Genomic DNA, 18,584 nt, shown 5'->3' with positions numbered 1-18,584 from the left:
CTTTAACGAGGAAATGAATTATGGGAATCCGTAAATATAAGCCGACTACCCCGGGCCGTCGCGGCTCGAGCGTAGCGGACTTCACTGAAATCACGCGGTCGACGCCGGAAAAGTCGTTGGTACGTCCGCTGCCCAAAAAGGGCGGCCGTAACAACACCGGTAAGATCACGACCCGTCACAAGGGTGGTGGCCACAAGCGCCAGTACCGTCTGATCGACTTCCGTCGCCACGACAAAGACGGCGTTGACGCCCGCGTTGCCGAAATTGAGTACGATCCGAACCGTACGGCTCGCATCGCCCTCCTGCACTACGTTGATGGCACCAAGCGTTACATCATCGCCCCGAACAAGCTGTCCCAGGGTGACTTCGTAGAGGCCGGTGCCAACGCTGATATCAAGCCTGGCAACAACCTGCCCCTGCGCAACATCCCGGTAGGTACCGTTATCCACGCAGTTGAACTGCGTCCGGGTGGCGGCGCCAAGATGGGCCGCTCCGCCGGCGCATCGATCCAGCTCGTTGCCAAGGAAGGCCGCTTCGCCCAGCTGCGTCTGCCTTCCGGCGAAATCCGCAACGTTGACGTGCGCTGCCGCGCAACGATCGGCGAGGTCGGCAACGCCGAGCAGTCGAACATCAACTGGGGCAAGGCCGGCCGCATGCGCTGGAAGGGCGTTCGCCCGACCGTCCGTGGTGTCGCGATGAACCCGGTTGACCACCCGCACGGTGGTGGCGAGGGTAAGACGTCCGGTGGACGTCACCCCGTCAACCCCAACGGTAAGCGCGAAGGTCGCACCCGCCGTCCCAACAAAGAGAGCGACAAGCTTATTGTTCGTCGCCGTCGTACTGGCAAGAACAAGCGATAGGAGCCTGGACACATGCCACGCAGCCTGAAAAAAGGTCCTTTCGTTGACCAGCACCTCTTTGTAAAGGTGGACAGGGAAAACGAAAAGGGCACCAAGAACGTCATCAAGACCTGGTCCCGCCGCTCGATGATCATTCCCGACATGCTCGGGCACACGATCGCCGTGCACGACGGACGCAAGCACATTCCGGTGTTTGTCACCGAGTCGATGGTCGGGCACAAGCTCGGCGAATTCGCTCCCACGCGGACATTCCGCGGCCATGTCAAGGACGACCGTAAGGGCAAGCGCCGCTAGGCGCCTGCACTTACGTCAAAGACGAGAGAAGGAAAGCAATGGAAGCCAAGGCAATTGCGCGTCACATCCGCGTAACGCCTATGAAGGCCCGGCGCGTCGTCAACCTTGTTCGTGGTAAGCAAGCGAACGAGGCTCTGGCAATTCTGAAGTTTGCCCCCCAGGCAGCTTCTGAGCCGGTATTCAAGGTAGTTCAGTCGGCAATCTCCAACGCCCGGGTCCTCGCGGACCGCGACGGCGTGGCGTTTGACGAAGGTGACCTCATCATCAGCGAAGCGTTTGTTGATGAAGGCCCGACCATGAAGCGGTTCCAGCCGCGTGCCCAGGGTCGTGCATTTCAGATCAAGAAGCGCACGAGCCACATCACCGTGGTAGTCGCTACCCCGGAGAAAGAGGAGGCTCGCTAAGTGGGACAGAAAGTTAACCCGCACGGGTTCCGACTCGGCATCACCACCGATCACGTATCGCACTGGTTTGCTGACAGCACCAAGGCCGGCCAGCGGTACAAGGACTTCGTTCGCGAAGACATCCGTATCCGCCAGCTCATGTCCACGGGCATGGAGCGCGCCGGTATCGCCAAGGTTGAGATCGAACGCACCCGCGACCGTGTCCGCGTGGATATCCACACGGCACGTCCGGGCATCGTTATCGGCCGCCGCGGTGCTGAAGCAGACCGCATCCGCGGCGAGCTCGAAAAGCTCACCGGCAAGCAGGTTCAGCTGAACATCCTCGAGGTCAAGAACCCCGAGATGGAAGCACAGCTTGTTGCCCAGGGCGTTGCGGAGCAGCTGACTTCACGCGTGGCATTCCGCCGTGCAATGAAGAAGGCAATGCAGTCCGCACAGCGTGCAGGTGCCAAGGGCATCCGTATCGCTTGCTCCGGTCGACTGGGTGGCGCTGAAATGTCCCGCTCGGAGTTCTACCGCGAAGGCCGTGTGCCCCTGCACACCCTCCGTGCGAACATCGACTACGGCTTCTACGAAGCCAAGACCACCTTCGGCCGCATCGGTGTGAAGGTCTGGATCTACAAGGGTGACGTCACCTCCAAGGAACTGGCTCAGCAGGCAGCTGCTGCTCCGTCCCGCGGCCGTGGTGCCAGCGATCGTCCGGGCCGCCCGGGTGGCGCTGACCGTGGTGACCGCCGTCGTCGTACCGACCGCCCGGCAGCCGAAGCAGCACCTGCTGCTGAAGCTCCTGCGGTTGAGGCAGCTGCACCGGCAGTAGAAGGAGGACAGGCTTAAATGCTTATCCCACGTCGAGTCAAGCACCGTAAGCAGCACCACCCGGGTCGTTCCGGCGCTGCTACGGGCGGCACCAAGGTCTCCTTCGGTGAGTGGGGCATCCAGGCTCTGAGCCCGGCATACGTCACGAACCGTCAGATCGAATCTGCCCGTATCGCGATGACCCGCCACATCAAGCGTGGCGGCAAGGTCTGGATCAACATTTACCCGGACCGTCCGCTGACGAAGAAGCCTGCTGAAACCCGTATGGGTTCCGGTAAGGGTTCTCCGGAATGGTGGGTCTCAAACGTCAAGCCGGGCCGGGTTCTCTTCGAACTCTCCGGTGTCAGTGAAGAGGTAGCTCGCGAGGCACTGCGCCTGGCAATCCACAAGCTGCCGTTGAAGGCACGCATTGTGCGTCGCGAAGGTGGTGAGTAGAAATGGCAGTAGGATCCAAGGAACTTGCATCCGCACAGCTGGACGGTTTCGACAACGAGCGTCTCGTTGAAGAACTCCGCAAGGCCAAGGAAGAGCTGTTCAACCTGCGTTTCCAGTCCGCCACCGGTCAGCTGGAGAACCACGGTCGTCTGCGCGCGGTAAAGAAGGACATCGCCCGCATCTACACCGTTCTTCGTGAGCGCGAGCTGGGCATTCGTGCCGAGGTTGCCGCACCGGTTGTGGAAGCCAAGGAAGAAAAGAAATCCAAGAAGGCTGCAACCAAGAAGGCCGACAAGGCTGAAACGGTTGAGACCGAGGAGGATGCCAAGTGAGTGAAAAGGACGAGAACGTGACGGAAACTGTTTCCGGCGCAGCCAAGGCTGACGAGCGCGGTTACCGTAAGACGAAGCGCGGCTACGTCGTCTCGGACAAGATGGAAAAGACCATCGTTGTCCAGGTTGAAGACCGCGTGAAGCACGCCCTCTACGGCAAGGTCATCCGCCGCAACACGAAGATCAAGGCTCACGACGAAGAGAACACCGCCGGCATCGGCGACCTCGTTCTCCTCGCCGAGACCCGCCCGCTCTCCGCTACCAAGCGGTGGCGCCTGGTGGAGATCCTCGAGAAGGCTAAGTAACACCTGCAGAAATGCCGAGAAGCCCTCGTTCCCCTTGCGGGAGCGGGGGCTTCTCCGTGTCCGCGGTGCCCAGCGGGGGAGCAGCCCGGGGGTACCGCCGTGCCGTGCGCCGGCACCGTGGCTGTGATATGGGGATTGGCCCAAAACGTGCTAAGATTTTGAGTTTGTATGGCGCCGTTCGTGCGCCGTCATCAACCTCGTAAACAATCGTGCCACGGCATAGTGCCCCCTTGCGCCCCGATCCGTCGGAACCGCCTGGGAAGCAAATGTTTTTGGCACGGGAGTTTAGGCCTGGTCTGGCAAAATCCAGGCAGGTCAAGAGACACCCCGATCAACCGTTCCGCAAGGCTCATTCCGTAGGAAGATTTTCGGTCTGAGAACCAGCGCGACGCAAGGAGTAAATAGTGATTCAGCAGGAGTCGCGACTCAAGGTCGCCGACAACACGGGTGCTAAGGAAATCCTTACCATTCGCGTTCTCGGTGGATCTGGCCGTCGCTACGCAGGCATTGGCGACGTCATTGTCGCTACCGTCAAGGACGCAATTCCGGGCGGCAACGTAAAGAAGGGCGATGTCGTCAAGGCTGTCATCGTCCGTACCAAGAAGGAACGCCGCCGTGCGGATGGTTCCTACATCAAGTTTGACGAGAACGCAGCTGTGATCCTGAAGAACGACGGTGACCCCCGCGGTACCCGTATCTTCGGACCGGTTGGTCGTGAACTCCGTGACAAGAAGTTCATGAAGATCGTTTCTCTGGCTCCGGAGGTGCTCTAGTCCATGGCTAAGATCAAAAAGGGTGACCTCGTTCAGGTCATCACTGGCGCCAAGGCTGAGCGCGGCGGCGACCGTGGCAAGCAGGGCAAGGTTCTGCGCGTATTCCCCGATACCAACCGCGTGTTGGTTGAAGGCATTAACCGCGTAACCAAGCACACCAAGGTCGGTCAGTCGCAGCGCGGCACCAAGACCGGTGGCATCGAGGTCGTCGAGGCTTCCATCCACATCTCCAACGTGGCCCTGGTTGACCCGTCCACCAAGAAGCCCACTCGCGTCGGTTTCCGTACCGAGACCGTTGAACGTAACGGCAAGAAGCGTGAAGTGCGCGTACGCGTGGCCAAGAGCTCCGGGAAGGACATCTAATGACTGAGACTCTCGAGACTCCGGCAAGCAAGATCGTTCCTCGTCTGAAGACCAAGTACGCGGATTCCATCAAGAGCACGCTCATCGAGGAATTCAAGTACGAAAACGTCAACCAGGTTCCCCGTCTGGTCAAGGTCGTTGTGAACATGGGTGTTGGAGATGCCGCTAAGGACTCCAAGCTGATCGACGGCGCTGTCCGCGATCTGACCCTGATCACCGGTCAGAAGCCGCAGGTAACCAAGGCCCGCAAGTCGATCGCACAGTTCAAGCTGCGCGAAGGCATGCCCATCGGTGCACACGCAACTCTGCGTGGAGACCGCATGTGGGAATTCCTGGACCGTCTGGTCACGCTGGCTCTGCCGCGTATCCGTGACTTCCGGGGCCTCAGTGGCAAGCAGTTTGACGGCAACGGCAACTACACCTTCGGTCTGACCGAGCAGGTTATGTTCCACGAGATCGACCAGGATTCCATCGACCGCGTTCGCGGTATGGACATCACCGTCGTGACCACTGCCAAGACCGACGACGAAGGCCGCGCGCTGCTCAAGGCGCTTGGTTTCCCGTTCAAGACCGAAGCTTAATCTAGCTACATAGAAGGTCCGGCCTTGCCGCTTCCCCCAGGGGATGGCAGGGCGGAAACCGTTATGAGGAAGGGCAAGAGCCCAACATGACCATGACAGATCCCGTCGCAGACATGCTTACGCGTCTGCGCAACGCAAACTCGGCATACCACGACACCGTGACTATGCCGTACAGCAAGCTCAAGGCACGCGTTGCCGACATCCTGAAGGCCGAAGGTTACATCGCCTCCTGGAAAGAAGAAGACGCTGAGGTTGGCAAGAAGCTGACCCTCGAGCTCAAGTTCGGTCCGAACCGCGAGCGTTCAATCGCTGGCGTTCGTCGTATTTCCAAGCCGGGACTCCGCGTTTACGCGAAGTCCACCAACCTGCCGCACGTGCTCGGTGGCCTGGGTGTCGCAATCCTGTCCACCTCTTCCGGCCTCTTGACTGACAAGCAGGCCGGCAAGAAGGGCGTGGGCGGCGAAGTCCTCGCTTACGTCTGGTAACGGGAAAGGAAGAGAATAATGTCACGTATTGGACGTCTCCCCATCACCGTTCCTGCCGGCGTTGAGGTCAAGGTTGACGGCTCTGTCGTCAGCGTCAAGGGTTCCAAAGGCGAGCTGAGCCACACTGTGGCCAGCCCGATCGAGGTCACCCTGGAAGATGGCACCCTGACTGTCGCCCGCCCGAACGACGAGCGCGCCTCACGTTCGCTGCACGGCCTGACCCGCACCCTGATCGCCAACATGATCCAGGGCGTCACCGCAGGCTACGAGAAGAAGCTTGAGATTGTCGGTACCGGTTACCGCGTCCAGGCCAAGGGTTCTGACCTGGAGTTCGCTCTGGGCTACAGCCACCCGGTTAACGTCTCGGCACCGAACGGCATCACCTTTGCAGTAGAGACCCCGACCAAGCTCTCTGTTTCAGGTATCTCCAAGCAGCAGGTCGGCGAGGTTGCTGCCAACATTCGCAAGCTGCGGAAGCCGGACCCCTATAAGGGCAAGGGCATCCGCTACGCCGGCGAAGTCATCCGCCGCAAGGTCGGAAAGGCTGGTAAGTAACCATGGCCATCGCAATTAACAAGAAGCGTACGAACAAGAGCAAGTCTGCTTCACGCAGCCGTCGCCAGCTTCGTATCCGCAAGCGCATCTCCGGAACGGCTGTACGCCCTCGCCTGGTCGTCAACCGCTCCGCACGCCACGTATTCGTCCAGGTTGTCGATGACACCAAGGGCCTGACCGTAGCGAGCGCGTCCACACTGGAAGCCGACCTTCGTGCATTCGACGGTGACAAGACCGCCAAGGCCAAGCGCGTTGGCGAACTGGTCGCCGAGCGTGCCAAGGCTGCCGGTATCGAAGCTGTTGTCTTCGACCGCGGTGGTAACAAGTACCACGGCCGGATCGCCGCCGTCGCTGACGGCGCACGTGAAGGTGGGCTGTCACTGTGACCGAAAATAACGAAAAGGACATTCAGGTGACTGAAGCTGTAGCTGCTCCGGCAACTGAGACCGCTGCGCCTGCTACCACTGACGACCGCCGCGGCGCTCGTCGTGGCGAGCGTGGCGACCGCGGCCAGGGCCGTGGCGACCGTGGTGGCCGTGGTGGCCGCGATGGTGGCCGCGAAGCCGAAAAGAGCCAGTTCGTAGAGCGCGTTGTAACCATCAACCGCGTTTCCAAGGTCGTCAAGGGTGGTCGTCGCTTCAGCTTCACCGCCCTCGTCGTTGTCGGTGACGGCAACGGTATGGTCGGCGTTGGCTATGGCAAGGCTAAGGAAGTTCCTGCCGCTATCGCAAAGGGCGTCGAAGAGGCCAAGAAGTCCTTCTTCCGCGTTCCCCGCATCGGCAGCACCATCCCGCACCGTGTTCAGGGTGAGGCCGCTGCAGGCGTCGTAATGCTGCGTCCGGCTTCCGCCGGTACCGGTGTTATCGCCGGCGGTCCGGTCCGTGCAGTACTGGAGTGCGTGGGTATCCACGACATCCTCTCCAAGTCGCTCGGTTCCTCCAACGCCATCAACATCGTTCACGCGACCGTTGATGCGCTGAAGCGCCTCGAAGAGCCGGCAGCAGTGGCAGCACGCCGCGGCCTCCCGCTCGATGAGATCGCTCCGCCCGCAATGGTGAAGGCGCTCATGAACCAGAAGGCAGGTGTCTGAGTCATGGCTAAGAACCTGATTCCCTCTGACGTTCAGTTGGAGATCACTCAGATCAAGTCCGCCATTGGCGGCAAGCAGAACCAGCGCGACACGCTTCGGTCCCTCGGCCTCAAGCGGATCGGACACACCGTTGTCCGCACCGCCGACGCCGTGACCGTGGGTATGCTCAACACGGTTCCGCACCTGGTAAAGGTAGAGGAGGCGAAGTAAATGGCAGAGAAGAACACCGCCGAAAAGGCACAGGGCGCCGCTGCTGAGAAGCAGAACGCACTGAAGGTTCACCACCTGCGTCCCGCCCCGGGTGCCAAGACCGCCAAGACCCGTGTTGGTCGTGGTGAAGGTTCCAAGGGTAAGACCGCTGGTCGCGGTACCAAGGGTACGAAGGCCCGTTACCAGATCAAGGCTGGCTTTGCCGGCGGCCAGCTGCCGCTGCACATGCGCCTGCCGAAGCTGCGCGGCTTCAAGAACCCGTTCCGGGTTGAGTACCAGGTTGTAAACCTGGACAAGCTCAACGAGCTGTTCCCGGAAGGTGGCGCAGTCACCGTGGAGAACCTGGTCGAAAAGGGTGCCGTTCGCAAGAACCAGCCCGTCAAGGTGCTGGGCACCGGCGACATCACCGTCAAGGTTGACGTCACGGTCCACGCATTCTCGGCCAGCGCCGCAGAAAAGATTGCAGCAGCAGGCGGCAGCACCACCGCCCTCTAATAGAGGACGGCGGGGCAGACGCCCGTTGTGAACTCCCGGTACGCGGGGCCCAGGCCCTGCGTACCGGGAGTTTTTTCTCATTTGGGACCTCACCGATTGTTCGCGGGGCGCATCAACCCGTTAGACTCGGTTGTTGGGTTTTATTGACCTATCTCACACGACTTTATTAACACAACAGGAGGACGCTTGCTTAGCGCATTTGGCCGGGCCTTTCGCACGCCTGATCTGCGACGCAAGTTGTTGTTCACGCTGGGAATCATCACAATCTTCCGCTTGGGTGCCTTCATCCCCTCGCCTGGTGTGAGCTACCAGAATGTCCAGCAATGCTTGCAGAACGGTCAGACCTCGGGCGGGATCTACCAGCTCGTCAACCTGTTCAGTGGCGGTGCATTGCTGCAGGTGTCCATCTTCGCGCTGGGCATCATGCCGTACATCACGGCCAGCATTATTGTGCAGCTGCTCCGGGTGGTCATTCCCCGGTTCCAGCAGCTATATGAAGAAGGCGCATCGGGGCAGTCCAAGCTGACCCAGTACACGCGGTACCTGACAATTGCCCTGGGGCTGCTGAACGCCACGACGCTGGTGTCGCTGGCGCGTTCCGGCCAGTTGCTGCCCAACTGCCAGCTGGACATCATCCCCGACGCGAGCGTCATCACCACGATCCTCATCATCATCACGCTGACGGCCGGTACCGGCCTGATCATGTGGATGGGCGAGCTCGTGACGGAGAAGGGCGTGGGCAACGGCATGTCGCTGCTCATCTTCACCTCCATCGCTGCCGGCTTCCCGACCTCCCTGGGTGCCATCTGGAAGGCCCAGGGCCCTGGCACCTTCTTCATGGTCCTGGTGATCGGCCTGCTCACCGTCGCCCTTGTGGTCTTCGTGGAGCAGTCCCAGCGCAGGATTCCCGTGCAGTACGCCAAGCGCATGATCGGGCGGCGGACCGTGGGAGGCACCAGCACGTACATTCCCATCAAGGTGAACATGGCCGGCGTCGTGCCCGTCATCTTCGCGTCCTCGATGCTGTACCTGCCGGGCCTGATCTCGCAGTTCAACCAGCCCAAGCAGGGCGAAGCGATGCAGCCCTGGGTTGAGTGGATCAACAACAACCTCACGAAGGGTGACCACCCTATCTACATGGCGCTTTATTTCGCCATGATCGTCTTCTTTACCTACTTCTATGTCGCAATCACTTTCAATCCTGAAGAGGTTTCCGACAACATGAAGAAGTACGGCGGCTTCATCCCGGGCATCCGGGCCGGCAAGCCGACGGCGGACTATCTGCAGTACGTCCTTTCCAGGATCACCCTGCCCGGCGCCCTCTACCTGGGCTTCGTGGCATTGATCCCGCTGGTCGCCCTGGTCCTGATCAATGCCAACCAGAACTTCCCGTTTGGCGGCACCTCGATCCTGATCATGGTGGGCGTTGGCCTGGAAACGGTCAAGCAGATTGACGCGCAGCTACAACAACGTCACTACGAAGGGCTTTTGCGATGACGAGAATGTTGATTATCGGACCTCCCGGGTCCGGCAAGGGAACGCAGGCGGATCGGATCTCCGAGCGCCTCGGCGTCGTTGCGATCTCAACCGGCGATATCTTCCGCGCCAACGTCAAGGGTGAGACGCCGCTGGGCGTCGAGGCCAAGAAATACATGGATGCCGGCGATTTCGTGCCGGACAGCGTCACCAACAAGATGGTGCGCGACCGCCTGAGCGAGGACGACGTCGAAAACGGCTTCCTGCTGGACGGTTACCCGCGCACCACTGCGCAGGTGGACTACCTCGATGAGATCCTGGCCACCGGTGAGCAGAAGCTGGACGTCGTCCTGCAGCTGACCGCCGATGACGAGGAACTCGTCACGCGCCTCCTGGGCCGTGCCAAGGAAACCGGCCGCAGCGACGACAATGAAGCCGTCATCCGCCACCGGCTGGACCTCTACCACGAGCAGACCGAGGCCGTTGTGGCCAAGTATGCCGAGCGTGGCATCCTGACCCAGGTTGACGGCATCGGCGGCATCGACGAGGTCACCGACCGCGTGATGCAGGCGATCAAGGCAGCGCAGGCAGCCTGATCCAGGATTAGCCGAGCACCGAGGCCGCCGGACCAGGCTTGACTCCAGTGCCAGTAAGGGCGCGTCCCGTACCTTCGTGTACGGGACGCGCCCTTTCTTGTGCCGGAAGCCGCTGCCCAGGCGTTTGCCGACCACGGCGGACGGCACTCCCTGTCCCAAGCAGCTTCGCAGGTGCGGGAGAATGGATCAGAGACCTGGGATGAAAGCATCCCGCCCGCGAGACGAAGCACTGAGGTATACATGGCATTCGGACAGCCCCGGATCGAATACAAGACCAACGCCCAAATGCGCATCATGCATGAGGCCGGCCTGGTCCTGAGTCGCGCACTGGACGCTGCGGTGGCGGCAGCCGTACCCGGCGCCACCACGGCGCAGCTGGACGCCGTTTTCCGCGCAGTCCTGGACGAGGCAGGCGCCAAGTCCAACTTCCTCGGGTACCACGGGTTCCCGGCCACCATCTGCACCTCGGTCAACGAGGAAGTGGTCCACGGGATCCCGGGCGCCCGCGTCCTGAACGACGGCGACATCATCTCGATCGACGGCGGCGCCATTGTTGACGGCTGGCACTCCGACTCCGCCCGCACCGTGATTGTGGGCACCCCCGACCCCGAAGACGTCCGGTTGTCCGAAGTCACCGAAGAGGCCATGTGGCGCGGCATCGCGGCGCTGGCCACCGGAAAATTCGTCGGCGACATCGGCTGCGCCGTGGACGATTACGTATCCTCCGTCCCGGGCAAGCCGCTGGGCATCCTCGAAGATTACGTGGGCCACGGCATTGGCTCCGAAATGCACATGGCACCGGATGTGCTGAACTACCGGACCAGCCACCGCGGGCCCAAGATCCGCCCGGGACTGTGCCTGGCCATTGAGCCCATGCTGGTCCGTGGCAGCATTGACACGGCCGTGCTCGAGGACGAATGGACCGTGGTGACCACCGACGGCAAGCGCTCGTGCCAGTGGGAACACTCGGTCGCCGTCCACGAAAAGGGCATCTGGGTTCTCTCCGCGCCCGACGGCGGTGCGGAGCGTCTTGCGCCGCTGGGCGTGGTCCCCGTTCCGATTCCGTAGGCTTCGACGCGTAAAATCCCTGACGACGCAGAAAATCCCTGGCGCCCCCGGAATTCCGGGTGCGCCAGGGATTTTGCGTATCGCGCGGCCTTTTGCGTATCGAGACCCAAGCCTCAGCTCTTAAGCTTGGGCTTGACGTCCTTCGTGTAGATGCCCTCCAGCGTGGACTTCAGTGCGGTCATGGTGGCCTTCACATCGCCCTGCTGGGTGAGGATCTTCGCCGCGGCCTTGGCCATCTCCTGGTCCGCGCCGGGCAGGAACACGCGGGCGTTGTCCTGGACCCGGGTTACCGCGAGCTGGTCCATCGCCGTCTTGATCTGCGGTGTCTTGGCCAGCACCGACGTCATGTCGGCCGAAACACGGGTAGGCATGTAGCCGGTTGCCGCAGAGAATTCAGCGGTGCTTTCCGGTTCGGTCATGAACTTCAGGAAGGTGCCGGCAGCCAGCTGTACTTCCTTGCTCACGCCGCTGGGAATGCCCAGGCCGGCACCGCCGGTGGGGCATACGCCGCTCTCCACCTTGGGCCCGCCCGGCAGGAAGCCCACGCCCACGTTGAACTTGGCGGACTTCAGCACACCGAGCAAGGACCCGGTGGACGAGATGGTGGAGGACGTGATGCCGGCTGCGAAGTCGTCAGCTGCCTCCTTGGAGGAAACACCCGCCCAGCCGTCCTTGTAGATGGAGTCCTGGGCCCACTGCAGTGCTTCCACGGATTCCGCCGAGTCGCAGTTGATGGTCCACTCGTTGGACCAGCTGCCGCCCCAGCCCCAGAGGTTGTTCTGGAGGGTCCAGCCCGCGTAGCCGGCCAGTGCCGGGTAGATGTAGGCGTACTGGGCGCTGGAGCTTGCCTTCAGCTTGGGCGCCCATTCGGCGAATTCCTGCCAGGTCTTCGGTGCCCGGTCCGGAAGCCCGGCAGCCTTGAAATGGTCCTTGTTGTAGTAGAAAAGCGGCGTGGACCGGCCGTAGGGGAGGGCCCACTGCTTGTCGTCGTACTGGTAGTCGGCCACGAGGGACTTCTGGAAGTCGTCCACCTTGATATCCAGCTGTTTCACCAGTCCGTCCAGCGGAATGATGTTGCCGTTGGTGAAGTAGCGGAACCACCAGACATCGGAGAGCACCACGACGCCCGGCAGGGCCTCCTTGGCCGCCTGCGAGGTCTGGAACTTCTGGGCAATCTCCTCATAGTTGGCGCCCGCGGTGACCAGGTTGACCTTGATGTCAGGGAACTTGGCGTGGAACTTGGCAATGATGGATTTTTCCACGTCCTGGGACTTGCCCGGATGGCTGGTCCAGAAGTCGATGGAGGCGGCAGGCTTGACGCCGCTGAAGTCGATCTCGGCGGCTTCGCTCGCAGGTGTTGTCCCGCCGGTGGACGGGCCGCCGCACGCTGCCAGCGCAGCGGCACCGGCTCCTGCGCCGGCAAGCCCCAGGAAATGCCTGCGGTCAAGATTCATACCCATTGTGGATCCTCTCAAAGGTGATTGCTCGTGCTGACTCGTTGTACGGGTTGGGTGAGGGGTGGATAGCTGTGGTGCACAGGCCAGGTAACGCGGCGCTAGCCGGTGACGCTGCCCTGGGTGAGGCCGGCCACGATGTAGCGCTGGAGTGCTGCGAAAACAACCAGGATGGGGACGATCACCAGCACGGCACCGGCCATGAGGATGCCCCAGCCGGACCCGTTCCCTTCGGAGTTCTGCAACAGGGTCAGGCCGACGGGAAGGGTCATGGTTTCGGGGCGGTCAGTGATGATGAGCGGCCAGATGTAGTCGTTCCACTCGCTGACCACGGTGACGAGGGCAACAGTGGCGATCGAGGGAACCGACACCGGGACCACGATCCGCCAGAGCCTGCGCCAGTGACCGGCGCCGTCGATCTCCGCGGATTCAAGGATGGAGGCCGGCAGCGTCATGAAGTGCTGCCGGAGCAGGAACGTGCCGAAGGCGGTTCCCAGGCCCGGAAGGATGATTCCCCAGAGCGTGTTCTTGCCGCCCATCCCGGCGATGAGGATGTAGTTGGGCAGGATGGACACCTGTGGCGGAACCATCAGGGCGACGAGGATCAGCACGAAGATGGCGTTCTTGAACGGGAAGCGCACGAACACCAGCGCATAGGCGGTGAGGATGGCCAGCAGCACTTTGACGGTTGCGCCCACCACCGTGACGATGGTGCTGTTCAGGAAGAACTGCGCGAAGGGCACCGTGGTCATGGCGATGTTGTAGTTCTCCAGGTTCACGCTCTCCGGGAGGATCTTCAGATCCATGGTGATGATCTCGCCGGGCTGCTTGAACGAGCTTAGGATCATCCAGAGCAAGGGGAGGAACACCACCAGGGTGGCCAGGATCAGCGGAACGTAGCCGCCGGCGATGGTCTGGACAATGTTGGCGCGGGACAGTGGCCGGTGCGTGCTCATGAGTAGTGCACTTTCCGTTCGACGAACCGCAGCTGCAGCACGGTGATGATGAGCAGGATGGCGAAGAGCACCACCGAGATGGACGCTGAGTACCCGGCCCGATTGAAGGCACCGAATGCCTGGAGGTAGGCCTCGTAGATCAGCGTGCTGGTGCCGTTGCCCAGGGGCGTCATGATCCTGATCAGGTCGAACGCCTGCAGCGAGCTGAGCATGGTGGTGATGAGCAGGAAGAAGGTGGTGGGGGAGAGCAGCGGGACGGACATGCTCAGGAAGCGCCGGAACCCGTTGGCGCCGTCCAGGGAAGCGGCCTCCATGACGTCCTGCGGGAGCGACTGCAGCCCCGCGAGGTACACCACCGCGCAGTACCCCAGGTTCTTCCAGACGTACACGATGATCACCATGACCAGCGAGAGCTGCGGATCGTTGATCCATTGCGGGCTCTGCTGGCCCAGGCCGCGGAGGACCCAGGCGAGGACACCGTAGCCGGGGTCAAAGATGAACAACCAGACCAGGCCCACGCCGACGCCGCTGAGCACGTAGGGGGCGAAAACCGCGGAACGGGCAAACGTGGTGCCGCGGACCTTGGAGTTCAGCGCGAGTGCGATCAGCAGGCCCAGCACCATGGAGCCGCCCACGGTGACGAGGGTGAAGATGGCTGTGGTGCCGAGCACCTTGGCGGCATCGGAACTGGTGAAGAACGTGACGTAGTTGTCCAGCCCCACCACGGTGGCGGACGCCGATCCCAGCGTCCAGTCAAGGGTGGAGTAGTAAATGTTGTTGATGAGCGGGAGGTACGTGAAGACCCCGATCAGCACCAGGTTGGGCAGTGCGAGGGCCAGGAACACGAAGAAGTCCCGGCGGGTCCGGCCGGACCATTTGGGCCGGCGCCGAAGGGCCGGACCGGCTTCCGCGACGGCGGGTGGCCTGTCGGTCAGTTGTCTTGTCATTCGGTCTCTAACGAATCCGGGCCTGCGTACTGCAGGCCAGTGGGCGTGGGGATCTAGCTTCACTTCACCACATGGTTGGTGGGCAGAATCCCGCACAAGCCCTCGTCAGAGGATTGTTAGTCAAGGCTTCCTTGCCCGTTAACGCCGTGTTGCTTGCAGTATTACATAACGTTTGTTTTGCCAGCCGGAGTTGGCCCCGCGGGTCGCGGAATGCCCGGGAGCGTACCCTCAGTTTTGCGCGAGGCGCACAATGGAGCCATGGGAGCGATCACCGACGTCACCGGAATCCGGGTGGGCCAAGTGCAAAGAGCCGGATCTGTCCAAGGGCCCGACGGCGAGGAGTCAGACAGCGGCTGGCTCACCGGCGTGACCGTGGTGCTGCCGCCGCCCGGCACTGTTGGTTCCGTTGACGTCCGCGGCGGTGGCCCGGCCACCCATGAAACGGATTCCCTGGATCCCGCCACGCTTTCCCAACGCGTGGACGCCGTGGTGCTCACCGGCGGGAGTGCCTTCGGCCTGGTGGCCGCGCACGGCGCCAAGCGCTGGTGCGAGGAAAACGGCCGGGGCTTCGCCGTGCCCGGGGGCCTGGTGCCGATCGTTCCGGCCGCCGCCATCTTCGACCTGGGCCGCGGCGGCGACTTCTCCGCCCGTCCCGACGAGGAGATGGGCTACGCGGCAACTGCCGCCGCTGCCGCCCAAACGGAAGGGCACGACGTCGAACGCGGCAACGTGGGAGCCGGCACCGGAGCCGTCCTCGGAAGAGGGACGTATAAAGGCGGAGTCGGCACAGCCTCCATCACCCTTGAGAACGGGGTCGTGATTGGAGCCCTTGCGGTCGTGAATGCGGTGGGGATGCCTTTCGGCACGTCGCCGAAGCGGGCGGAGCCCGGCAGTGTGCGTCTGAGCGAGGAACGAGCGAGCACGCCGAGGGGTTCGGCTGCTGAAGCGAAAGCTGCGGCGGAAGCCGCGCAGGGCACGGACCCGGCGGCCGGGTCGCCGCCCCTCAACACCACCCTCGTCGTCGTCGCCACCAACGCTGTCCTGAACAAGGTGGAGTGCAAGCGAACCGCTTCGGCCTGCCATGCGGGACTGGCCCGGGCGCTGAATCCCTCCCACACCCTGGCCGACGGCGACACCGTGTTCGCACTGGCGACGGGCGCCGTTGAACTTGACCGCAGTTCTGACACTGCCCGGCATTTCAGCCTCATCACGCTGCAGAGCGCGGCGGCCGACGTCGTGACTGAAGCCATCCTGGACGGCGTCTCTCGGGCCGAGGGCATCTCAACGCCGGCGGGGGTATTTGCTGCGTATGGCCCGGTGGTGCGCTACCATGGTCCGATTTAACATTCCCGCCGAGATGGCGTAGTGTTGTCTGTTGGTTGTCTGCCCTGTTTGTGCCCTTTTGCGGTCATAAGGCAGAAGCCAATCAATCAAAAACGTTCGCAGTCATGTCCGGTGCCAATCGGAAGGCTGTGACAACAACAGTTAGCGGAGGGTATGGCCAAGAAGGACGGGGTCATTGAGATCGAGGGCGTTGTGACTGAGGCGCTGCCTAATGCGATGTTTCGCGTTGAGCTCACCAACAAGCACATCGTTCTGGCGCACATCTCTGGAAAAATGCGCCAGCACTACATCAGGATTCTCCCTGAGGACCGGGTAGTGGTGGAGCTGAGCCCGTACGACCTCACACGTGGTCGTATCGTCTACCGCTACAAGTAAACACTGGGCGGCCAGAGCTTTAGCCGAAGGCCGGTCCAGCTGACCAACTGCAACACGCAAAGGAACGCCATGAAGGTCAAGCCGAGCGTCAAGCAGATCTGCGAAAAGTGCAAAGTGATCCGCCGTAATGGCCGGGTCATGGTGATCTGCGAGAACCCGCGCCACAAGCAGCGCCAGGGCTAATTTCCTTCACGGGAAACCCTGGGTTGCTAACCCACGCAAGTAAATAAAGGCAGCACAAGCTGAACTGGGACATTAGCTCGACAGAGCCCGGACAGCTAACCCCCGGTCGGAGGCTGGGGCCGCACTGAAAGTGCGGGTGTACTGCCTACGACCTCCGGTTTATACAAGGAGTACCGCCACTATGGCTCGTCTCGCTGGCGTAGACATTCCCCGCGAAAAGCGGTTGGAAATTGCGCTTACTTACATCTACGGCGTGGGCAAGACCCGTGCACACGAAACCCTGGCTGCTACCGGCATCAGTGCTGACGTTCGGGTCAAGGACCTGACCGACGCACAGCTGGTTGAGCTGCGTGACTACATTGAAGGCAACTACAAGGTTGAGGGTGACCTTCGCCGCGAAGTAGCCGCTGATATCCGCCGCAAGGTTGAAATCGGCAGCTACGAAGGCCTGCGTCACCGCAAGGGCCTGCCCGTACGCGGTCAGCGTACGAAGACCAACGCTCGTACCCGCAAGGGTCCGAAGCGCACCGTCGCCGGCAAGAAGAAAGCCGGCCGCTAGAAATAGCCGCTGACTTTCCCCCGATAACTTTCTGTAGGAGAAATAATGCCCCCGAAGACTCGTGGCGCGGTTCGCAAGCCGCGTAAGAAGGACAAGAAGAATATCGCGCTTGGCCAGGCGCACATCAAGAGCACCTTTAACAACACCATCGTTTCCATCACGGATCCGAACGGTGCTGTCATCTCCTGGGCTTCCGCCGGCGAGGTTGGCTTCAAGGGCTCACGTAAGTCCACCCCGTTCGCTGCCCAGATGGCTGCCGAAGCTGCTGCAAAGCGCGCCCAGGAGCACGGCCTGAAGAAGGTTGACGTGTTCGTCAAGGGACCGGGTTCGGGCCGCGAAACCGCAATCCGCTCGCTGCAGGCCGCCGGCCTGGAGGTTGGCTCCATCCAGGACGTCACCCCCGCCGCGCACAACGGCTGCCGCCCGCCGAAGCGCCGCCGCGTCTAAGACGTTTCCAGCAGCTGGAGCTTGCCCGGACCTTTACGGGTCCGGGCAGGCCCAGCCGCGTTAAGTCTTCAGACCGAATTTCCACCACCTGTGTTGCGTCATATAGCGGATGCTCGCCGAAAGGAAACCTAAGTGCTCATTGCACAGCGCCCCACCCTCTCTGAAGAGGTCGTCTCCGAAAACCGCTCCCGTTTCATCATTGAACCGCTGGAGCCGGGCTTTGGATACACTCTCGGAAACTCCCTCCGCCGTACCCTGCTCTCCTCCATCCCGGGCGCTGCTGTAACCAGCATCCGGATCGATGGCGTGCTGCACGAGTTCACCACGGTTCCGGGTGTCAAGGAAGATGTCACCGAGATCATCCTGAACATCAAGAACCTGTCGGTTTCCTCCGAGCACGACGAGCCGGTTGTTGCTTACCTGCGCAAGCAGGGCCCGGGAGTCGTCACCGCCGCGGACATCGCTCCGCCGGCCGGCGTCGAATTCCACAACCCGGATCTGCACATTGCCACGCTGAACTCGAAGGGCAAGTTCGAACTCGAACTGACCATCGAGCGCGGCCGCGGCTACGTTTCGGCAGCTCAGAACAAGTCCGGCGACTCCGAGATCGGCCGCATTCCGGTCGACTCGATCTACTCGCCGGTGCTGAAGGTTACTTTCCGCGTGGAAGCCACCCGTGTTGAGCAGCGCACTGACTTCGACAAGCTGATTGTCGACGTCGAGACCAAGCAGGCCATCGCCCCGCGCGATGCCGTTGCTTCCGCAGGCACCACCCTGGTGGAACTGTTCGGTCTGGCCCGCGAGCTGAACACCGCAGCTGAAGGTATCGAGATTGGCCCGTCGCCGACTGACGCTGCCCTGGCAGCTGACATGGCCCTGCCGATCGAGGATCTGGACCTCACCGTCCGTTCCTACAACTGCCTCAAGCGTGAGGGCATCCACACCGTGGGTGAACTCGTTGCCCGCTCCGAGGCCGACCTGATGGACATCCGTAACTTCGGTGCGAAGTCCATCGACGAGGTCAAGGCCAAGCTGGTTGAACTGGGCCTGTCCCTCAAGGACTCGCCTCCCGGTTTCGACCTGGCAGCACGCGCCGCAGCCATCGAAGAGGACGACGCCGCGTTCAGCGACGACGAGCTCTAACAAGCAGATCTTGGCCGGCTGGCTGGATGCACCATGGT

28 protein-coding genes are annotated in these 18,584 nt (G+C 61.9%); 25 read left to right on the top strand and 3 right to left on the bottom strand.

Translation table 11 applies throughout. The features are described from left to right. Nucleotides 1-20: 20 nt before the first annotated feature. The 19 genes from rplB (at nt 21) to map (ending at nt 11,138) form a co-directional block, all read left to right on the top strand. Entirely contained in the window at nt 21-860 is an 840-nt protein-coding gene (gene rplB, locus ACSQ12_RS15410; RefSeq protein WP_104172031.1) for a 50S ribosomal protein L2, read from the top strand. 12 nt (nt 861-872) lie between these two features. Further along, the gene (gene rpsS / locus ACSQ12_RS15405; RefSeq protein WP_011692805.1) at nt 873-1,154 is read left to right on the top strand and encodes a 30S ribosomal protein S19; all 282 of its coding nucleotides are present in this window, start codon (nt 873-875) and stop codon (nt 1,152-1,154) included. Nucleotides 1,155-1,192: 38 nt separating this feature from the next. Next, nucleotides 1,193-1,558, top strand: a complete 366-nt coding sequence (gene rplV / locus ACSQ12_RS15400; protein ID WP_003803798.1) for a 50S ribosomal protein L22 — start codon at nt 1,193-1,195, stop codon at nt 1,556-1,558. Next, complete coding sequence (gene rpsC, locus ACSQ12_RS15395; RefSeq protein ID WP_011692804.1) at nt 1,559-2,392, top strand: 30S ribosomal protein S3; 834 nt, start codon at nt 1,559-1,561, stop codon at nt 2,390-2,392. Further along, nucleotides 2,393-2,809 carry a 50S ribosomal protein L16 gene (gene rplP / locus ACSQ12_RS15390; RefSeq protein WP_011692803.1) on the top strand — a complete coding sequence of 139 codons (417 nt, stop codon included), beginning with the start codon at nt 2,393-2,395 and terminating at the stop codon, nt 2,807-2,809. It abuts the gene before it with no gap. Between the two features lie 2 nt (nt 2,810-2,811). Further along, nucleotides 2,812-3,141 (top strand): 50S ribosomal protein L29, encoded by a 330-nt coding sequence (rpmC, locus tag ACSQ12_RS15385; protein WP_011692802.1) that lies wholly within the window; start codon nt 2,812-2,814, stop codon nt 3,139-3,141. Then, a complete protein-coding gene (gene rpsQ, locus ACSQ12_RS15380) occupies nt 3,138-3,446 on the top strand; it encodes a 30S ribosomal protein S17 (protein ID WP_011692801.1) in 309 nt (102 codons plus the stop codon). The genes rpmC and rpsQ overlap by 4 nt, the downstream gene beginning before the upstream one ends. Nucleotides 3,447-3,850: 404 nt before the next feature. After that, on the top strand, nt 3,851-4,219 hold the full coding sequence (gene rplN, locus ACSQ12_RS15375; RefSeq protein ID WP_003803789.1) for a 50S ribosomal protein L14: 369 nt from the start codon (nt 3,851-3,853) through the stop codon (nt 4,217-4,219). Between the two features lie 3 nt (nt 4,220-4,222). Beyond that, nucleotides 4,223-4,582 (top strand): 50S ribosomal protein L24, encoded by a 360-nt coding sequence (rplX, locus tag ACSQ12_RS15370; protein WP_011692800.1) that lies wholly within the window; start codon nt 4,223-4,225, stop codon nt 4,580-4,582. Beyond that, entirely contained in the window at nt 4,582-5,163 is a 582-nt protein-coding gene (rplE, locus tag ACSQ12_RS15365) for a 50S ribosomal protein L5 (protein ID WP_011692799.1), read from the top strand. The genes rplX and rplE overlap by 1 nt, the downstream gene beginning before the upstream one ends. Before the next feature lie 86 nt (nt 5,164-5,249). Then, nucleotides 5,250-5,648, top strand: coding sequence for a 30S ribosomal protein S8 (gene rpsH, locus ACSQ12_RS15360; RefSeq protein WP_011692798.1), 399 nt, complete (start codon nt 5,250-5,252; stop codon nt 5,646-5,648). Nucleotides 5,649-5,666: 18 nt separating this feature from the next. Next, nucleotides 5,667-6,203: a 50S ribosomal protein L6 gene (gene rplF, locus ACSQ12_RS15355; protein ID WP_028269576.1), complete on the top strand. Its 537-nt coding sequence runs from the start codon at nt 5,667-5,669 to the stop codon at nt 6,201-6,203. A 2-nt stretch (nt 6,204-6,205) separates the two neighbouring features. Then, nucleotides 6,206-6,589 carry a 50S ribosomal protein L18 gene (rplR, locus tag ACSQ12_RS15350; protein WP_011692796.1) on the top strand — a complete coding sequence of 128 codons (384 nt, stop codon included), beginning with the start codon at nt 6,206-6,208 and terminating at the stop codon, nt 6,587-6,589. 26 nt (nt 6,590-6,615) lie between these two features. Then, nucleotides 6,616-7,293 (top strand): 30S ribosomal protein S5, encoded by a 678-nt coding sequence (gene rpsE, locus ACSQ12_RS15345; protein ID WP_436065960.1) that lies wholly within the window; start codon nt 6,616-6,618, stop codon nt 7,291-7,293. A gap of 3 nt (nt 7,294-7,296) precedes the next feature. Continuing rightward, a complete protein-coding gene (gene rpmD, locus ACSQ12_RS15340) occupies nt 7,297-7,503 on the top strand; it encodes a 50S ribosomal protein L30 (protein WP_011692794.1) in 207 nt (68 codons plus the stop codon). Next, a complete protein-coding gene (gene rplO, locus ACSQ12_RS15335; RefSeq protein WP_011692793.1) occupies nt 7,504-7,998 on the top strand; it encodes a 50S ribosomal protein L15 in 495 nt (164 codons plus the stop codon). 186 nt (nt 7,999-8,184) lie between these two features. Further along, nucleotides 8,185-9,495 (top strand): preprotein translocase subunit SecY, encoded by a 1,311-nt coding sequence (secY, locus tag ACSQ12_RS15330; protein ID WP_209743105.1) that lies wholly within the window; start codon nt 8,185-8,187, stop codon nt 9,493-9,495. A 5-nt stretch (nt 9,496-9,500) separates the two neighbouring features. After that, the gene (locus tag ACSQ12_RS15325; protein WP_436067011.1) at nt 9,501-10,070 is read left to right on the top strand and encodes an adenylate kinase; all 570 of its coding nucleotides are present in this window, start codon (nt 9,501-9,503) and stop codon (nt 10,068-10,070) included. A 240-nt stretch (nt 10,071-10,310) separates the two neighbouring features. Next, entirely contained in the window at nt 10,311-11,138 is an 828-nt protein-coding gene (gene map / locus ACSQ12_RS15320; RefSeq protein ID WP_436065959.1) for a type I methionyl aminopeptidase, read from the top strand. Between the two features lie 113 nt (nt 11,139-11,251). Here the strand turns inward: map and ACSQ12_RS15315 are convergent, their stop codons facing one another. The 3 genes from ACSQ12_RS15315 to ACSQ12_RS15305 all read right to left on the bottom strand — a co-directional run bounded on the left by ACSQ12_RS15315 (nt 11,252) and on the right by ACSQ12_RS15305 (nt 14,495). Continuing rightward, the gene (locus ACSQ12_RS15315; protein WP_436065958.1) at nt 11,252-12,598 is read right to left on the bottom strand and encodes an ABC transporter substrate-binding protein; all 1,347 of its coding nucleotides are present in this window, start codon (nt 12,596-12,598) and stop codon (nt 11,252-11,254) included. A gap of 95 nt (nt 12,599-12,693) precedes the next feature. Then, nucleotides 12,694-13,548: a carbohydrate ABC transporter permease gene (locus ACSQ12_RS15310; RefSeq protein WP_436065957.1), complete on the bottom strand. Its 855-nt coding sequence runs from the start codon at nt 13,546-13,548 to the stop codon at nt 12,694-12,696. Beyond that, the gene (locus ACSQ12_RS15305) at nt 13,545-14,495 is read right to left on the bottom strand and encodes a carbohydrate ABC transporter permease (RefSeq protein WP_209743111.1); all 951 of its coding nucleotides are present in this window, start codon (nt 14,493-14,495) and stop codon (nt 13,545-13,547) included. Before ACSQ12_RS15305 ends, ACSQ12_RS15310 begins: the two co-directional genes overlap by 4 nt. A gap of 258 nt (nt 14,496-14,753) precedes the next feature. Between ACSQ12_RS15305 and ACSQ12_RS15300 the strand changes: the two genes are divergently transcribed. The 6 genes from ACSQ12_RS15300 to ACSQ12_RS15275 all read left to right on the top strand — a co-directional run bounded on the left by ACSQ12_RS15300 (nt 14,754) and on the right by ACSQ12_RS15275 (nt 18,546). Further along, a complete protein-coding gene (locus ACSQ12_RS15300) occupies nt 14,754-15,839 on the top strand; it encodes a P1 family peptidase (RefSeq protein ID WP_436065956.1) in 1,086 nt (361 codons plus the stop codon). A gap of 153 nt (nt 15,840-15,992) precedes the next feature. Beyond that, the gene (gene infA / locus ACSQ12_RS15295; protein ID WP_009358723.1) at nt 15,993-16,214 is read left to right on the top strand and encodes a translation initiation factor IF-1; all 222 of its coding nucleotides are present in this window, start codon (nt 15,993-15,995) and stop codon (nt 16,212-16,214) included. Between the two features lie 69 nt (nt 16,215-16,283). Next, the gene (gene rpmJ / locus ACSQ12_RS15290) at nt 16,284-16,397 is read left to right on the top strand and encodes a 50S ribosomal protein L36 (protein WP_009358722.1); all 114 of its coding nucleotides are present in this window, start codon (nt 16,284-16,286) and stop codon (nt 16,395-16,397) included. A 181-nt stretch (nt 16,398-16,578) separates the two neighbouring features. Continuing rightward, a complete protein-coding gene (gene rpsM, locus ACSQ12_RS15285; protein WP_011692780.1) occupies nt 16,579-16,956 on the top strand; it encodes a 30S ribosomal protein S13 in 378 nt (125 codons plus the stop codon). Nucleotides 16,957-17,001: 45 nt separating this feature from the next. Then, the gene (rpsK, locus tag ACSQ12_RS15280) at nt 17,002-17,403 is read left to right on the top strand and encodes a 30S ribosomal protein S11 (protein ID WP_011692779.1); all 402 of its coding nucleotides are present in this window, start codon (nt 17,002-17,004) and stop codon (nt 17,401-17,403) included. 132 nt (nt 17,404-17,535) lie between these two features. Continuing rightward, the gene (locus tag ACSQ12_RS15275) at nt 17,536-18,546 is read left to right on the top strand and encodes a DNA-directed RNA polymerase subunit alpha (RefSeq protein WP_011692778.1); all 1,011 of its coding nucleotides are present in this window, start codon (nt 17,536-17,538) and stop codon (nt 18,544-18,546) included. The last annotated feature ends 38 nt before the right edge of the window (nt 18,547-18,584 follow it).

Source organism: Arthrobacter sp. LjRoot14 (genome assembly GCF_964253905.1).
Classification (GTDB): Bacteria; Actinomycetota; Actinomycetes; order Actinomycetales; family Micrococcaceae; genus Arthrobacter.
Note: the sequence above shows the minus strand (reverse complement) of the source record. Positions and strands in the feature narration are given on the sequence as shown.

Coding starts and splice junctions, on each gene's coding strand:
- rplB (WP_104172031.1), top strand. CDS start 21: ATGGGAATCCGTAAATATAAGCCGACTACCCCGGGCCGTCGCGGCTCG.
- rpsS (WP_011692805.1), top strand. CDS start 873: ATGCCACGCAGCCTGAAAAAAGGTCCTTTCGTTGACCAGCACCTCTTT.
- rplV (WP_003803798.1), top strand. CDS start 1,193: ATGGAAGCCAAGGCAATTGCGCGTCACATCCGCGTAACGCCTATGAAG.
- rplP (WP_011692803.1), top strand. CDS start 2,393: ATGCTTATCCCACGTCGAGTCAAGCACCGTAAGCAGCACCACCCGGGT.
- rpmC (WP_011692802.1), top strand. CDS start 2,812: ATGGCAGTAGGATCCAAGGAACTTGCATCCGCACAGCTGGACGGTTTC.
- rplX (WP_011692800.1), top strand. CDS start 4,223: ATGGCTAAGATCAAAAAGGGTGACCTCGTTCAGGTCATCACTGGCGCC.
- rplE (WP_011692799.1), top strand. CDS start 4,582: ATGACTGAGACTCTCGAGACTCCGGCAAGCAAGATCGTTCCTCGTCTG.
- rpsH (WP_011692798.1), top strand. CDS start 5,250: ATGACCATGACAGATCCCGTCGCAGACATGCTTACGCGTCTGCGCAAC.
- rplF (WP_028269576.1), top strand. CDS start 5,667: ATGTCACGTATTGGACGTCTCCCCATCACCGTTCCTGCCGGCGTTGAG.
- rplR (WP_011692796.1), top strand. CDS start 6,206: ATGGCCATCGCAATTAACAAGAAGCGTACGAACAAGAGCAAGTCTGCT.
- rpmD (WP_011692794.1), top strand. CDS start 7,297: ATGGCTAAGAACCTGATTCCCTCTGACGTTCAGTTGGAGATCACTCAG.
- rplO (WP_011692793.1), top strand. CDS start 7,504: ATGGCAGAGAAGAACACCGCCGAAAAGGCACAGGGCGCCGCTGCTGAG.
- ACSQ12_RS15325 (WP_436067011.1), top strand. CDS start 9,501: ATGTTGATTATCGGACCTCCCGGGTCCGGCAAGGGAACGCAGGCGGAT.
- map (WP_436065959.1), top strand. CDS start 10,311: ATGGCATTCGGACAGCCCCGGATCGAATACAAGACCAACGCCCAAATG.
- ACSQ12_RS15315 (WP_436065958.1), bottom strand. CDS start 12,598: ATGGGTATGAATCTTGACCGCAGGCATTTCCTGGGGCTTGCCGGCGCA.
- ACSQ12_RS15310 (WP_436065957.1), bottom strand. CDS start 13,548: ATGAGCACGCACCGGCCACTGTCCCGCGCCAACATTGTCCAGACCATC.
- ACSQ12_RS15305 (WP_209743111.1), bottom strand. CDS start 14,495: ATGACAAGACAACTGACCGACAGGCCACCCGCCGTCGCGGAAGCCGGT.
- ACSQ12_RS15300 (WP_436065956.1), top strand. CDS start 14,754: ATGGGAGCGATCACCGACGTCACCGGAATCCGGGTGGGCCAAGTGCAA.
- infA (WP_009358723.1), top strand. CDS start 15,993: ATGGCCAAGAAGGACGGGGTCATTGAGATCGAGGGCGTTGTGACTGAG.
- rpmJ (WP_009358722.1), top strand. CDS start 16,284: ATGAAGGTCAAGCCGAGCGTCAAGCAGATCTGCGAAAAGTGCAAAGTG.
- rpsM (WP_011692780.1), top strand. CDS start 16,579: ATGGCTCGTCTCGCTGGCGTAGACATTCCCCGCGAAAAGCGGTTGGAA.
- rpsK (WP_011692779.1), top strand. CDS start 17,002: ATGCCCCCGAAGACTCGTGGCGCGGTTCGCAAGCCGCGTAAGAAGGAC.